Origin of the sequence: Streptomyces sp. NPDC001292 (assembly GCF_042896465.1) — a bacterium.
Taxonomy (GTDB): Bacteria; Actinomycetota; Actinomycetes; order Streptomycetales; family Streptomycetaceae; genus Streptomyces.
The window spans coordinates 68045-81196 of sequence record NZ_JBIAXG010000024.1 but is presented as its reverse complement, the minus strand read 5'-3'; the positions used below and the strand labels follow the sequence as shown (position 1 = coordinate 81196).

At 73.0% G+C, this 13152-nt stretch carries 13 protein-coding genes and 1 pseudogene; 8 read left to right on the top strand and 6 right to left on the bottom strand.

Annotation, left to right across the window (positions count from 1 at the left end; translation table 11 throughout):
- Positions 1 to 14: 14 nt before the first annotated feature.
- The 4 genes from ACFY4A_RS24205 to ACFY4A_RS24190 form a co-directional block, all read right to left on the bottom strand.
- Positions 15 to 341 (bottom strand): Tn3 family transposase, encoded by a 327-nt coding sequence (locus tag ACFY4A_RS24205; protein ID WP_390831428.1) that lies wholly within the window; start codon positions 339 to 341, stop codon positions 15 to 17.
- A 50-nt stretch (positions 342 to 391) separates the two neighbouring features.
- Entirely contained in the window at positions 392 to 967 is a 576-nt protein-coding gene (locus ACFY4A_RS24200) for a hypothetical protein (protein WP_390831427.1), read from the bottom strand.
- Positions 968 to 970: 3 nt separating this feature from the next.
- Positions 971 to 2773, bottom strand: a complete 1803-nt coding sequence (gene ctaD / locus ACFY4A_RS24195; RefSeq protein WP_390831426.1) for a cytochrome c oxidase subunit I — start codon at positions 2771 to 2773, stop codon at positions 971 to 973.
- Positions 2774 to 3013: 240 nt separating this feature from the next.
- On the bottom strand, positions 3014 to 3808 hold the full coding sequence (locus ACFY4A_RS24190; protein ID WP_390831425.1) for a CDP-alcohol phosphatidyltransferase family protein: 795 nt from the start codon (positions 3806 to 3808) through the stop codon (positions 3014 to 3016).
- Positions 3809 to 3918: 110 nt separating this feature from the next.
- On the opposite strand from ACFY4A_RS24190, the gene ACFY4A_RS24185 reads away from it, so the two are divergent.
- The 5 genes and pseudogenes from ACFY4A_RS24185 to ACFY4A_RS24165 all read left to right on the top strand — a co-directional run.
- Complete coding sequence (locus ACFY4A_RS24185) at positions 3919 to 4902, top strand: zinc-binding alcohol dehydrogenase (protein ID WP_390831424.1); 984 nt, start codon at positions 3919 to 3921, stop codon at positions 4900 to 4902.
- Positions 4903 to 5054: 152 nt separating this feature from the next.
- The gene (locus ACFY4A_RS24180; RefSeq protein ID WP_390831423.1) at positions 5055 to 5453 is read left to right on the top strand and encodes a 6-pyruvoyl tetrahydropterin synthase family protein; all 399 of its coding nucleotides are present in this window, start codon (positions 5055 to 5057) and stop codon (positions 5451 to 5453) included.
- Positions 5450 to 6634, top strand: coding sequence for a glycosyltransferase family 4 protein (locus ACFY4A_RS24175; RefSeq protein ID WP_390831422.1), 1185 nt, complete (start codon positions 5450 to 5452; stop codon positions 6632 to 6634). Before ACFY4A_RS24180 ends, ACFY4A_RS24175 begins: the two co-directional genes overlap by 4 nt.
- A gap of 146 nt (positions 6635 to 6780) precedes the next feature.
- A complete protein-coding gene (locus ACFY4A_RS24170) occupies positions 6781 to 7749 on the top strand; it encodes a class I SAM-dependent methyltransferase (RefSeq protein WP_390831473.1) in 969 nt (322 codons plus the stop codon).
- A pseudogene (locus tag ACFY4A_RS24165) lies at positions 7746 to 8894 on the top strand (lysylphosphatidylglycerol synthase transmembrane domain-containing protein); the annotation flags it as partial. The gene ACFY4A_RS24170 and the pseudogene ACFY4A_RS24165, both read left to right, overlap by 4 nt.
- Before the next feature lie 161 nt (positions 8895 to 9055).
- On the opposite strand, the gene ACFY4A_RS24160 reads toward ACFY4A_RS24165, so the two are convergent.
- Positions 9056 to 9838 carry a creatininase family protein gene (locus ACFY4A_RS24160; protein WP_390831421.1) on the bottom strand — a complete coding sequence of 261 codons (783 nt, stop codon included), beginning with the start codon at positions 9836 to 9838 and terminating at the stop codon, positions 9056 to 9058.
- A gap of 38 nt (positions 9839 to 9876) precedes the next feature.
- On the opposite strand from ACFY4A_RS24160, the gene ribA reads away from it, so the two are divergent.
- Positions 9877 to 10536, top strand: coding sequence for a GTP cyclohydrolase II (ribA, locus tag ACFY4A_RS24155; RefSeq protein WP_390831420.1), 660 nt, complete (start codon positions 9877 to 9879; stop codon positions 10534 to 10536).
- 186 nt (positions 10537 to 10722) lie between these two features.
- Complete coding sequence (locus tag ACFY4A_RS24150; RefSeq protein ID WP_390831419.1) at positions 10723 to 11184, top strand: PPOX class F420-dependent oxidoreductase; 462 nt, start codon at positions 10723 to 10725, stop codon at positions 11182 to 11184.
- On the opposite strand, the gene ACFY4A_RS24145 is transcribed toward ACFY4A_RS24150, so the two are convergent.
- Positions 11151 to 12092 carry an NAD(P)-dependent oxidoreductase gene (locus ACFY4A_RS24145; protein WP_390831418.1) on the bottom strand — a complete coding sequence of 314 codons (942 nt, stop codon included), beginning with the start codon at positions 12090 to 12092 and terminating at the stop codon, positions 11151 to 11153. The genes ACFY4A_RS24150 and ACFY4A_RS24145 overlap by 34 nt on opposite strands.
- Positions 12093 to 12203: 111 nt before the next feature.
- Between ACFY4A_RS24145 and ACFY4A_RS24140 the strand changes: the two genes are divergently transcribed.
- A complete protein-coding gene (locus ACFY4A_RS24140; RefSeq protein WP_390831417.1) occupies positions 12204 to 12794 on the top strand; it encodes a TetR/AcrR family transcriptional regulator in 591 nt (196 codons plus the stop codon).
- The last annotated feature ends 358 nt before the right edge of the window (positions 12795 to 13152 follow it).

The following is a 13152-nucleotide window of genomic DNA, read 5'->3' as shown; positions in this document are numbered from 1 at the left end:
CGGGCGGCGCGGGGTCATGCGTTCTCCACGGTGGGTCGCGCGGCCCGGCCATCTGCGGCCCGCGGGCCCGGCACGGTGGCCGCAGCGAGGTCGAGGCGGCTGCCCATGTCGAGGTTCACCTCCCCGTAGGGCCGGACGTGGGACCAGAACAGCGGGGTCAGGCCACGCCGGTCGGCGAGGGTGAGCAGATCCGCCCACTCCGGTTCGCAGAGGACGTCCTGGAGCATCAGGGTGTTCACGTAGACCAGGGCGGATTGCAGGATGCGCAGGCACAGGACGAACATCTCCTGCTCGTCGCGCCGGTTCGAGGCGATCTCCCCACCCTTGCCGTAGGCGATCACGGAGTTGGCGCCGTTGCCGAACCGTCCTGACGGGCCCTGACCAGGGCCCGTCAGCGTCGCTGTCGCCGCCGCCGTTCCCGAACGACAGCCGTGGCGAGGCGCGTCGCGCGGGTGTACACGGCCGCCGCCGTGAGGAACACGCCCATGACCGTGGCGGAAGCGGCCGCCGTCACCCAGCGCGGGTCGTCGGCCGGGCCGTCGGTGGTCTTCCAGGTCCAAGCCGCTACGGCCACCGCCGCGGCCAGGCCGCAGGCGAGGACGGTGGCGACGACGGTCCGGGAGTGGGACGGGCCGGTCGGGGGTGGGACGTGGCCCAAGTGCCTCCAGTGGTGGGCCATCTCGCGGGCCTCGCGCCTGCGCCGGGCGGCGGCGTGCAGGCGCAGGGCCGTGGCGACGGCGGCCCCGGCGACGGCCGCCGCGACCGGCGTCCTCCATGCCTCGGCGACGAGCAGCAGCACGGCGAGGGCGCCCGTGCCGGCCCAGCCGGTCACGCAGGCCGCGGCGGCGATGCGCCGCGACTCCGGCCGGTCGGCGCCGGCCCGCAGGTCGGCGAGGGCCGGCACGTACCAGACGGAGCCGGCGGTGGTGAGCGCAGCGGCTCCCAGGGCGGCGACGGCGTGTGCCACGGCCTACCTCGCCGCCTCTTCCACCTCGGCCGGCCCGGCCGCCTTGCCGACCCCGATGGCCCCGGTGGCGCCTGTGACACCCGTGACCCCGGAGATCTCCGGATGGTGCAGGTCGAACGCCGGGGACTCGGTCCGAATACGGGGCAGGGAGGTGAAGTTGTGCCGCGGCGGCGGGCAGGAGGTCGCCCACTCCAGGGAGCGGCCGTAACCCCACGGGTCGTCGACGCCGACCGGCTTGCCGTACTTGGCGGTCTTCCAGACGTTGTAGAAGAACGGCAGGATCGACAGGCCGAGCAGGAACGACCCTACCGTGGACAGGGTGTTGAGGGCGGTGAAGCCGTCGGCCGCGAGGTAGTCGGCGTACCGGCGCGGCATGCCCTCCACGCCCAGCCAGTGCTGGATCAGGAACGTGAGGTGGAAGCCCACCGTGAGCGTCCAGAAGGCGATCTTGCCGAGCCGTTCGTCGAGCATCTTGCCGGTGAACTTCGGCCACCAGAAGTGGAAGCCGGCGAACATCGCGTACACCACCGTGCCGAAGATCGTGTAGTGGAAGTGCGCCACCACGAAGTACGAGTCGGACAGATGGAAGTCCAGCGGCGGGGAGGCCAGGATCACTCCGGTCAGACCGCCGAAGAGGAACGTGATCAGGAAGCCCACCGTCCAGAGCATCGGCGTCTCGAAGCTCAAGGAGCCCTTCCACATGGTGCCGATCCAGTTGAAGAACTTCACTCCGGTCGGGACCGCGATCAGGAAGGTCATGAAGGAGAAGAACGGCAGCAGCACACCACCGGTGACGTACATGTGGTGCGCCCACACGGTCAGCGACAGGCCCGCGATCGAGATGGTCGCGCCGATCAGGCCCATGTAGCCGAACATCGGCTTGCGGGCGAAGACCGGGATGACCTCACTGACGATCCCGAAGAACGGCAGCGCCAGGATGTACACCTCGGGATGGCCGAAGAACCAGAACAGGTGCTGCCACAGCAGTGCCCCGCCGTTGGCCGAGTCGAAGATGTGGCTGCCGAACTTGCGGTCCATCTCCAGGGCGAACAGCGCAGCCGCGAGCACGGGGAAGACGAGCAGCACGAGGAGCGCGGTCAGCAGCACGTTCCAGGTGAAGATCGGCATGCGGAACATGGTCATGCCGGGCGCGCGCATGCAGATGATCGTGGTGATGAAGTTGACCGAGCCGAGGATGCTGCCGAAGCCGGACAGCGCCACACCCATGATCCACATGTCGGACCCGATGCCCGGCGAGTGGACCGCGTCCGACAGCGGCGCGTACAGGAACCAGCCGAAGTCTGCCGCGCCCTGCGGGGTGAGGAAACCGGCCGCGGCGATGAGGGAGCCGAACAGGAACAGCCAGTAGGCGAGCATGTTCAGCCGCGGGAAGGCGACGTCGGGCGCCCCGATCTGCAGCGGCATGATCCAGTTCGCGAAGCCGGTGAAGAGCGGCATCGCGAACATCAGCAGCATGATCGAGCCGTGCATCGTGAACGCCTGGTTGAACTGCTCGTTCGACATGATCTGCAGTCCGGGCCGGGCGAGTTCGGCCCGCATCGCCAGCGCCATCGCGCCACCGAGGACGAAGAACGCGAAGGCGGTGACGAGATACAGCGTCCCGATCTTCTTGTGGTCGGTGGTGGTCAGCCACTCCACCCACGAGGGCCGTACGGCGCCGCGCCGCCCCGGCAGGTCGGCCGCCTGCCCTCCTGTCACTGAGCCGCCGGCGGCGTCCTTGTCCGCCGCCGTGCTACTGGGAGCCGGCGTGGCTGCCGTCGCCTGTTGTATGCGCACCTCGTCCACCGGACGGTGCCCTCCGCATCTGCTTGGTTCATCGACACAACGACGAGCCCGGAGGTGCTCCGGTTGAGGAACGGACCCGACCCTCCCGGCCGCCGCCTCATGATCGCCGGAGGGGTACGGGGTGCCGATAGGGCCGAACAGTCCCTGCACGGGCCTTGCGGGTAGGGCCCAAAGCCCTCCTTGGTCGCGGCGGGCGTGTCGGGACACCAACGCCGATAACGAGAGCACCGGCGCTCCGCGTCACGCGGTCCGCGCCGTCTCCAGCTCCTCCTCGACCGGGGCGGCCCGCAGCACCCCGTCGGTCCCGGCGGCAGCCGCCCGCACCCGCGACGTCCGCCACAGCCACAGCACGTCCCGTCCGAACGACCACACCAGCAGTCCCAGCGCGAGCAGCACCACGCCGGCGGTGGCCGGCAGGGGCAGCAGGCCCGCGCCGGCCAGCAGCAGGCAGACGCCCTGGAGCACGGCGACCGTCTTGCGGGCGGTGCTCGGCGGCAGGGGTGCGTTCAGCCAGGGCAGTACGCGGGCGGCGGCGACGAAGACGTACCTCATACCGCCGATCAGCAGCACCCACGGGCCGAGCCGCGTCGAGACGTACACACTGAGCACCAGGATCAGGAACGCGTCCACCTCCATGTCGAAGCGGGCGCCGAGCGCCGTGGACGTGCCGGTGCGGCGGGCCACTTTGCCGTCCACGCCGTCCAGGATCAGGGCCACCGCCGTGAGGGCGACCAGCAGCGAGACCGGCGGCGCGCTCTCGAAGGAGTCCGCGACCAGCGCCGTCACACCACCGACGAGCACGGCCCGGCCCAGGGTCACCCGGTTGGCCGGGCCGAAGGAACGCAGCCGTGAACGGTGCAGCGCCCGGGAGAGCACCGCCCAGTTGGCGACGGCGAAGACCAGGCCGGTCACCCAGCCCGCGGGACCCATGCCGATCGCCGGGCCGAGCAGGGCCAGCAACAGGATCTGCGCGCCCGCTCCCACCGCGGTCTCCTGCTGGACCAGCCGTGCGTCGTACGTGTTGTTCAGGGCCACCGAACACCCTCCGGCCGAGTGACAGAGTCGATCAACGCCGCGTACGTTTTTCGCGGCCTGTGCACCCCTCGGTACGTGAACAACTTCCCGATCGTTCAGGAGGATTCTCGATGAACCGCTCCGCGCGCGCCTTCTGGCTGACCTCGCCGGGACACGGCGAGATACGCCGGACGGACCTTCCGGAACCCGCGCCGGGCGAGGTGGTCGTCCGCGCGCTGTACTCAGGGGTCAGCCGCGGCACGGAGACGCTCGTGTTCCGCGGCCAGGTGCCCGAGAGCCAGTACGAGGCCATGCGGGCGCCGTTCCAGGAGGGCGACTTCCCGGGCCCGGTGAAGTACGGCTACCTCAGCGTGGGATTGGTGGAGGAGGGCCCGCCGGAGCTGACCGGGCGTACGGTCTTCTGCCTCCACCCGCACCAGAGCCGCTACGTCGTCCCGGCGAGCGCGGTGACCTGTGTACCGGAGAACGTGCCGGCCGGGCGGGCGGTGCTCGCGGGCACCGTCGAGACCGCCGTGAACGCGCTGTGGGACGCCGCGCCCCTGGTCGGCGACCGCATCGCCGTGGTCGGGGGCGGCATGGTCGGCTGCTCGGTGGCCGCCCTGCTGGCCCGGTTCCCCGGCGTTCGGGTGCAGCTGGTGGACGCGGACCCGGCCCGCTCCGAGGTCGCCGAGGCGCTGGGCGTGGGCTTCGCGCTGCCCGGGGACGCGCGCGGCGAGTGCGACCTCGTGGTGCACGCCAGCGCCACCGAGCAGGGCCTCGCCCGCGCGCTCGAACTGCTCATCCCCGAGGGCACCGTCCTCGAACTGAGCTGGTACGGCGACCGGCGCGTCGCCCTCCCGCTCGGCGAGGCCTTCCACTCCCGCCGGCTGGTCATCCGCGGCAGCCAGGTCGGCACCGTCTCCCCGGCCCGCCGCCCCAGCCGCACGTACGCCGACCGGCTGGCCCTCGCGCTCGACCTGCTCGCCGACCCGGCGCTGGACGCCCTCGTCACCGGGGAGAGCGCCTTCGAGGAACTGCCGGAGGTGATGCCGAGGCTCGCCTCCGGGGAGATCCCGGCGCTGTGCCACCGGGTCAGGTACGCCGACCGATCATGACGGATCGTCCGCTCCGGGACGACAAGAGCGCCCGACCTTGAGAAAAGAGTGAGGGGGCACTGAACAACGGGAAGCGAAGAGGCGTACTACAAGGCATCCCCCGGCAGGCACCGGCCGGGGGACCAGACGCGCCGCACCTGGAGGGTCGTCCGTTGTTCAGCATCACCGTCCGCGATCACATCATGATCGCCCACAGCTTCCGCGGCGAGGTCTTCGGGCCAGCGCAGCGTCTGCACGGAGCCACGTTCCTCGTGGACGCCACCTTCCGGCGCCAGCAACTGGACGAGGACAACATCGTCGTCGACATCGGACTGGCCACGCGGGAACTGGGCGCCGTGGTGGGCGAGCTGAACTACCGCAACCTCGACCACGAGCCCGACTTCGCCGGCATCAACACCTCCACGGAGTTCCTGGCCAAGGTCATCGCCGACCGGCTCGCCGAACGGATCCACAAGGGCGCCCTGGGCGAGGGTGCCAAGGGCCTGGCCGGCCTCACCGTCACACTCCACGAGTCGCACGTCGCCTGGGCGAGTTACGAGCGTGCGCTGTGACCGACACGAGCGTCCACCGCCCCTCGCCCCTGGCCTATCTGCCCGCGCAGCGCGCCGGCTCGCCGAACGTCGGGATCACTCCCATGTCCCTGCGCACGGTGCACTTCGTCCTGCCGGGCGGCGTCGACGACCCGGCCACCCCGAGCGGCGGCAACGCCTACGACCGCCGGGTGAGCCTGGACCTGCCCGGCTTCGGCTGGCAGGTCCAGGCCCATCCCGTGGACGGCGCCTGGCCCCGCCCTGACACCCAGGCCCGTGCGGAACTCGCCCGCTTGCTGCGGGAGTTGCCGAACGGCGCCGTCGTCCTCCTCGACGGGCTGGTCGCCTGCGGCGTGCCCGAGACCGTCGTGCCCGAGGCCGGGCGGCTGCGCCTGGCCGTCCTCGTCCACCTGCCGCTCGGCGACGAGACGGGACTCGACCCGGCCGTGGCCGCGGAACTGGACGCCAGGGAACGCGAGGTGCTGCGCGCGGTGTCCGCCGTCGTCGCCACCAGCGACTGGGCGGTCCGCCGCCTCGTCTCCCACCACGGCCTCGCCCCCGACCGGGTCCACGTCGCAACCCCCGGCGCCGACATCGCGCCCCTCGCCCCCGGCACCGACGGGGTCTCGCGGCTGCTGTGCGTCGCCTCGGTCACCCCCCGCAAGGGGCAGCACCGGCTGGTGGAGGCGCTGGCCGCGGTCACCGACCTGCCGTGGAGCTGCACCTGCGTCGGCGCGCTCACCCAGGACCCCGCCTACGTCGACCGGTTGCGCGGCCTGATCGCGGAGTACGGCCTGCAGGACCGTTTCCACCTGGTCGGACCGCGGGCCGGAGCCGAGCTCGACGCCAGCTACGCCGCCGCCGACCTGATGGTCCTCGCCTCCTACGCGGAGACGTACGGCATGGCGGTCACCGAGGCCCTCGCACGGGGCGTCCCGGTGCTCGCGACCGACGTCGGCGGGGTGGGCGAGGCGGTCGGCCGCGCCCCCGACGGAGGGGTGCCCGGCATCCTCGTACCGCCGGAGGACACCGCGGCCCTCGCCGCCGAACTGCGCGGCTGGTTCGGCGAGGCCGACGTACGGCGCCGGCTGAAGTCCGCCGCCCGCGGCCGGCGCGCCGCCCTCGGCGGATGGGCCAACACCGCCCGCAGCATGGCCGGCGTGCTCGGCCGGCTGCCGAAGGAACCCCGGAGGGCGGCATGACCACGCCGGAGGCGCCCACGGGGATCGCCTGCACCATCCCGTCCCATCCCGTCCCGCGGGAGCGGTCCGCCCCCGCCCCGAGCGCGGGCGCGGCGGGGCGGTCGGCTCCGGAGGCGGCGCGGCTCGCAGGAAAGGAACCCTCGGTCATGGCGGAATCCGGCGCCTTCTCCTCACGGGCGGCTCATGACACCGCGTCCCCGGCGGTGATCCCGGGGGCCGGGCCCGCGCAGCGGCCCGGGGAGCGGGCCACCGTGCGGCTTCGGGAGGGCGCGGCGCAGGAGGAGCCACCTCGGTACGCGCCGGAGTGGTTGCAGCTCCGGGAGGCGGCGGACGCCGCCGCGCGGGCGACGGAGTCGCTCGAGCCGCTGCGGATCCGGCTGGTGAACCTGCCGAGCCGGCACGGTGGGCTCGTCGTGCACGATCTGGGGTGCGGCACCGGCTCGATGGGCCGCTGGCTCGCCCCCCGGCTGGACGGCGCCCAGCACTGGGTCCTGCACGACCGCGACCCCTACCTGCTGCACTTCGCGGCCGTGGCCTCCCCGCGCGCCGCCGCCGACGGCAGCCGGGTCACCGTGGAGACGCGGCGCGGCGACGTGGCCCGGCTCACGCCGGACGCCCTGTCCGGCGCGTCCCTGGTCACGGCCTCCGCGCTGCTGGACGTGCTGACCCGCGAGGAGATCGACACCCTCGCCGCCACCTGCGCCGGAGCGGGCTGCCCGGCGCTGCTGACACTCTCGGTGGCCGGCCGGGTGGAACCGACCCCGGCCGATCCGCTGGACGCCGAGATCACCGAGGCGTTCAACGCCCACCAGCGGCGCACCGGGCTGCTCGGGCCCGACGCGGTCGACGCGGCATGCGAGGCCTTCGCCGCGCACGGCGCCACCGTACGGGTGTACCCGAGCCCCTGGCGGCTCGGCCCCGACCAGCGCGAACTGACCGCCCAGTGGCTGCGCGGCTGGGTCGGAGCGGCCGTCGAACAGCGTCCCGAGCTGAAGCCGCGCGCCGACCGTTACCTCGCCGACCGCCTGGAGGCCTGTGCGGCGGGGGAGTTGCGGGTCGTGGTGCACCACAGCGACCTGCTGGCGCTGTCCCGGCCGACGGACCGTGCCGCATGAGCGCGCAAACGGTGGACGCACCTCGCGTGCGCGACCGGGAGGCGGGGGCGTACGAGGAGTCCGGGGCCCCCGCCACGTCCCGTGCGCTCAACGTGTCCGGCACTGCTGGCGGGCGTGGCGGTCCCGACGTGATTGGTGTGCCCGGTGTGGCAGGCGCCCCCGGTACGTCCTCTGCGCTCAATGCGTCCGGCACCCTTGGCGCGCCTGGCGGCCCCGACGTGACCGTCGCATCCAACGCGTCCGATGCGCCCAACGCGCCCAACGCGCCCCGTGCGCACGGCACATCGGGCGCCGACGGCCGCGGTCGTATCCCGCTCGCGCCGCTCTCCCGTCTCAACGCCCGTGCCCTGCGGACCCACTTCGGCACCGTCACCGGAGTCGCCATCCTCGCCGTCCTGCTGTGGCGGCTGGGCACCGGCGTCTTCCTGGACGGGCTGCGGCGGATCGACACGTCCACCCTCCTCGTGGCGCTCGGCATCGGGCTGGTCACCACCGTGTTCAGCGCCTGGCGCTGGCAGTTGGTGGCCCGCGGCCTGCGTATCCGGCTGCCGCTCGGCCCGGCGGTGGCCGACTACTACCGTGCGCTGTTCCTGAACGCGGCGCTGCCCGGCGGCGTCCTGGGCGACGTGCACCGGGCGGTGCGGCACGGGCAGAGCGCAGGCGACCTGGGACGCGGCGTGCGGGCCGTGGTCCTCGAACGGGTCGCCGGGCAGATCGCCCTCGCCGTCACCGGCGTGGCGGTCCTGCTCACCCTGCCGTCCCCCGTGCGCGACCAGACCCGGCACCTCGCGGCGCCGCTCGCCTTCGCCGCCGCCGGCGTGTTCGCCATCGTCCTCGCCCTGCGGATGAACCGCGCGCCCTCGCGCCGGGGGCGGGCCCTGCGCCGCGCCCTCGCCGAGGCCCGCGAGGGGCTGCTGTCCCGCCGCAACGGGCCGGGCGTCGCGCTGTCCTCGGCCGTCGTCCTGGCCGGGCACATCGGGATGTTCGTGGTCGCCGCGCACGTCGCTGGCCCCGCCGCCCCGGTGCTCGTCCTGCTGCCCCTGGCGGTCCTCGCGCTGGTCGCCATGGGACTGCCGCTGAACGTGGGCGGGTTCGGGCCTCGTGAGGGCGTCGCCGCCTGGGCGTTCGGCGCCGCCGGACTCGGCGCGAGCACCGGATTGGCCGTGTCCGTGGTGTACGGGGTGCTGAGCTTCGTGGCCGGCCTGCCGGGCGCGCTCGTCCTCGTCGCCCGCTGGTACGCCGCGATGCGCGCCGGGTCCCGCCCCGCCGAACCGGCCACGGAACCCGGTCACGCGTCCGACGGGGACTATCCGCGTTCGCTCCCCGGCAACTCCAGGCCCTCGGAAGTGAGCAGCGAGAAATACGGCCCGAAGGAATCCGCCAGGCTGTTCAGCAGTTCCTCGCCCTTTTTCGCGGAACCCAGGGAAGGACGGCCGATGACACCCGATTCGGTATAGGCGGACATTCCGGCGGTGAGCAGATGCCGCCGGTCGTCCGCGACGAAATCGGCGGACTCGTAACCGGCCCGGACCATTTCCGGATGGGCGTGCAGAAGAATGGAGGTCTCGATTTCTCCCGCGTGCATGTCGGTGAGCGGCGAGGTGCGCACCCCGGCCGTCTCCAGGGCCGTCCGCCAGTCCTCCGCGGCGGGGAACAGCGCGAGGCGCTCACCGCGCGCGGAGGATTCCTGAACCACGTTGCCCAGCACGTAGTTGCCGCCGTGGCCGTTGACGACCACCAGGGACTCGACGCCGGAGCGGCGAAGTGACTCCGCGATGTCCCGCACCACCGCATGAAGGGTCACGGAAGAGATGCTGACGGTTCCCGGCCAGGCGGCGTGCTCGTGCGAGCAGGAGATCGTCACCGGAGGGAGGAGGTGCACCGGGTACGCGTCGGCGATCCGGCGGGCGACGGCACAGGCGACCAGCGTGTCGGTCGCCAACGGGAGGAAGGGACCGTGTTGTTCGAAACTGCCCACCGGCAGGACCGCCACCTGCCGTGAGAGGTCCGCCCCCCGCGTCCGTACGTCTTGTGTGGTGTCCGTCGGCAACAGACCATATGCCGTCGGCCGCGTTCCCGAACCACTCATCGTTTTCCGGCCTTTCGTCTCTGCTTAGGAATCAGATCATGACAGAAGACCTCGGCGTACTCGGCATGAAATCGTCCCGGCGCACGGGCGTGGAGCGCGTCGTGAATGCCCCGCTGCCCACCGTGTACGGGAAATTCCAGGCGGTCGGCTACCTGGACCACGACCGCGGCGACGAACAAGTCGCGCTGGTGCACGGCGACATCGGCACCGACCGGGTCCTGGTCCGGCTGCACTCGGAGTGCCTGACCGGCGACGCCTTCGGCTCCCAGCACTGCGAGTGCGGCGACCAGCTCGCCGCCGCGCTGCGCGCCGTCGTCGCCGAAGGCAGCGGCGTCGTCGTCTACTTGAGAGGTCACGAGGGCCGGGGCATCGGGCTGCTGGCCAAGCTGCGGGCTATGGCTCTCCAGGCGGAGGGCCTGGACACGGTCGAGGCCAACCTCGCGCTCGGCCTGCCGGTCGACGCCCGCGACTACGGCGTCGCCGCCGGGATGCTGCACGACCTGGGCGTGCGCTCGGTACGTCTGATGTCCAACAACCCGTGCAAGCGGGAGGCGTTGACGCGGCACGGCATCCAAGTCGCCGAGCAGGTCCCGCTGCTGATCCCGCCGTGCGAGAACAACATCGCCTACCTGCGCACCAAGCGGGAGCGGCTCGACCACCACCTGCCCCACCTGGACGCGGTGGCGCACCTGTCCTGAGCCGGGCGGACCAGGGCCGCGGCGGCGGCCGGACCCGGGCCGGGACGCTCCCGGCCGGGCAGCCGGCGACGAAGCGGGAAACCCGGCGGGCGACCGCCGGGATCCCCCGCCCCCGCCCCTCTTCACCAGGGGCCCACGAAGCGGCCAGGGGGAATGCGAGGCTCGGCCCCACGGGTTGACCGGAGTATGACTCAGGACACGCCGTACGACGCCGTACAGGAAGCCCTCCTCGCGCTGCTCTCCGAGAGCCGCGGCGGGGTGCTGGTGACCCTCAAGCGGGACGGCCGGCCCCAGTTGTCGAACGTCGCTCACGCCTACGACCCGGACGAGCGGGTCATCCGCGTCTCGATCACCGACGACCGCGCCAAGACCCGCAATCTGCGCCGGGACCCGAGGGCTTCCTACCACGTCACCAGCCCGGACCGATGGGCCTACACGGTCGCCGAGGGCACCGCGGACCTGTCACCGGTCGCCTCGGACCCGTACGACGAGACCGTCGAGGAACTGGTCCGCCTCTACCGGGACGTCCTCGGCGAGCACCCCGACTGGGACGACTACCGCGCCACGATGGTCCGCGACCGCCGCCTGGTGCTCCGCCTGCGGGTGGAGCGGGCCTACGGCATTCGCAAGGGCGCCGGCGACGGCTGAGGCACGCTCCGTGCCGGGGCGGCTCCCGTGCCCGCGCCCGTACGGGTCCGGGTCTCGAGCGCCCGCAGGACCGCCACCATGTCCTGTCCGCCGTGGCCGAGCGACACCGTCTCCTCGAACAGGGCGTGGCACACGTCGAGCAGCGGGGAGGCGGTGCCCGACGCGCGTGCGGCCTCGGCGATCAGCCGGTTGTTCTTCAGCACGTCGAGGGCGGCCGCCTGGACGTCGAAGTCCCCGGACACCAGCTTGGGCGCCTTCATCCGGGAGACCGGGCTGGCCATCGGCCCCGCGTCGAGGACGTCGAGGAACAGTCGCGGGTCGAGCCCCTGCCGCTCGGCGAAGTGGAACGCCTCGGTGAGCCCGGTCACCAGCGTGATCAGGAAGAGGTTCACCGACAGTTTCGTCAGCAGCGCGCCCGGCGCGGGGCCGCACACGAACGTCTCCCGGCACAGGGGAGCGAGCAGCGGCCGTACGGTCCGCACCGCTTGCTCCTCACCGGCCAGCATCGCCACCAGGTGGCCGTTCTCCGCCGGGACGCGGGAGCCGGAGACGGGCGCCTCGACATAGCTCCCGCCCGCGTCCCGTACGTCGGACTCCAGGGCGCGCGAGTAGGCGGGCGAGGTGGTGCCCATGTGGACGACCACCCGCCCCGCGACCCGTGCGGCGAAGTCCGGCCCGCCCCGGCCGAGGGTCGCGTCGATGGCGGCGTCGTCCGCCAGCATCAGGAGCACCACGTCCGACCGGGCGAACACCTCGCCGGGGCCCGCCACCACCTCGGCGCCGGCCGCGCGCAGGGGAGCGGTACGGGAGGCCGTGCGGTTCCACACGGTGAGGGGAGTGCCGGGGCGGGCCAGCCGGAGCGCCATGGGCTGCCCCATGACTCCGAGACCGATGAAGCCGACGTTCACGAAGACCGCCCTGAGATCGAGACCGTTCTATGACGGCGGTCATAGTAGCGCCGCTCATGACGGCGGTCATAGGGTGGGGCGCGAGATGTGCACGGATCCGGGAGGCCGACGATGACGGGTACCGAGCGGGGTCCGCGCGAGCGGATGGTCTTCAGCGCGGCCCAGCTCATCCGGCGCGACGGCGTGGGCGCGACCGGGATGCGGGAGGTGGCCGCCCATGCGGACGCGCCCCGCGGATCCCTCCAGCACTACTTCCCGGGCGGCAAGCAACAACTGGTCAACGAGGCGGTGGCGTGGGCCGGCCGGTACGCGGGCCGGCGCGTCGCACGCTTCATGGCGGGCATGTCCGAGCCGACGCCGGGCGGGCTGTTCGCCGCGATGGTCCGGCAGTGGACCGACGAGTACGAGACGGCAGGATCCCTCTCGGGCTGCCCGGTCGTCGCGGCGACGGTGGACTGCGCCTCGGCCCGCGCGTCCACCCGGGAGGCGGCCGCCGCCGCGTTCGCGGCCTGGCGGGCGCCGGTCGCGGAGGCCCTGACGGGCATGGGCGTACCGGCTGAGCGGGCCGAGCCGCTGGCCACGCTGATGATCAGCTCCCTGGAAGGGGCGATCATCATGGCCCGTGCCGAGGGAGGCGTACGGCCCCTGCAGACCGTGGCCCGCGAACTGGGCCCTCTCCTGGACGCGGCCGTGCCCCGCTGACCGCCTTCCGGCCGCCCAGCCGCGACCGGTCCCCGCACGCACTGCGGCACGGCGCCTCGAAGGCACCTGTGCGCCCGCCGGCGCGAGGTCGCGAACGCGCCCGTGCGGCCGGTGGTGCGGCGCGCCTCAAAGGCACTGCGCCGGCCCTGCGCCGGGCGCGGGTCAGCTGGGTCAGCAGGTCGAGCGTGGGCACCAGGACCGAGACCGGGTGCCTGGTGGTGCGGCGTCCCGAGCGTGCTCGTGGTCCTGGCGGCGCGAGGTCGCGAACGCGCCCGTGCGGCCGGTGGTGTGGCGTCCCGCACGCCCCTGCGCCCGGCGGTGCGGCGCCGGCGCTTCGCGCGTCGGCGGGCACGTCCGG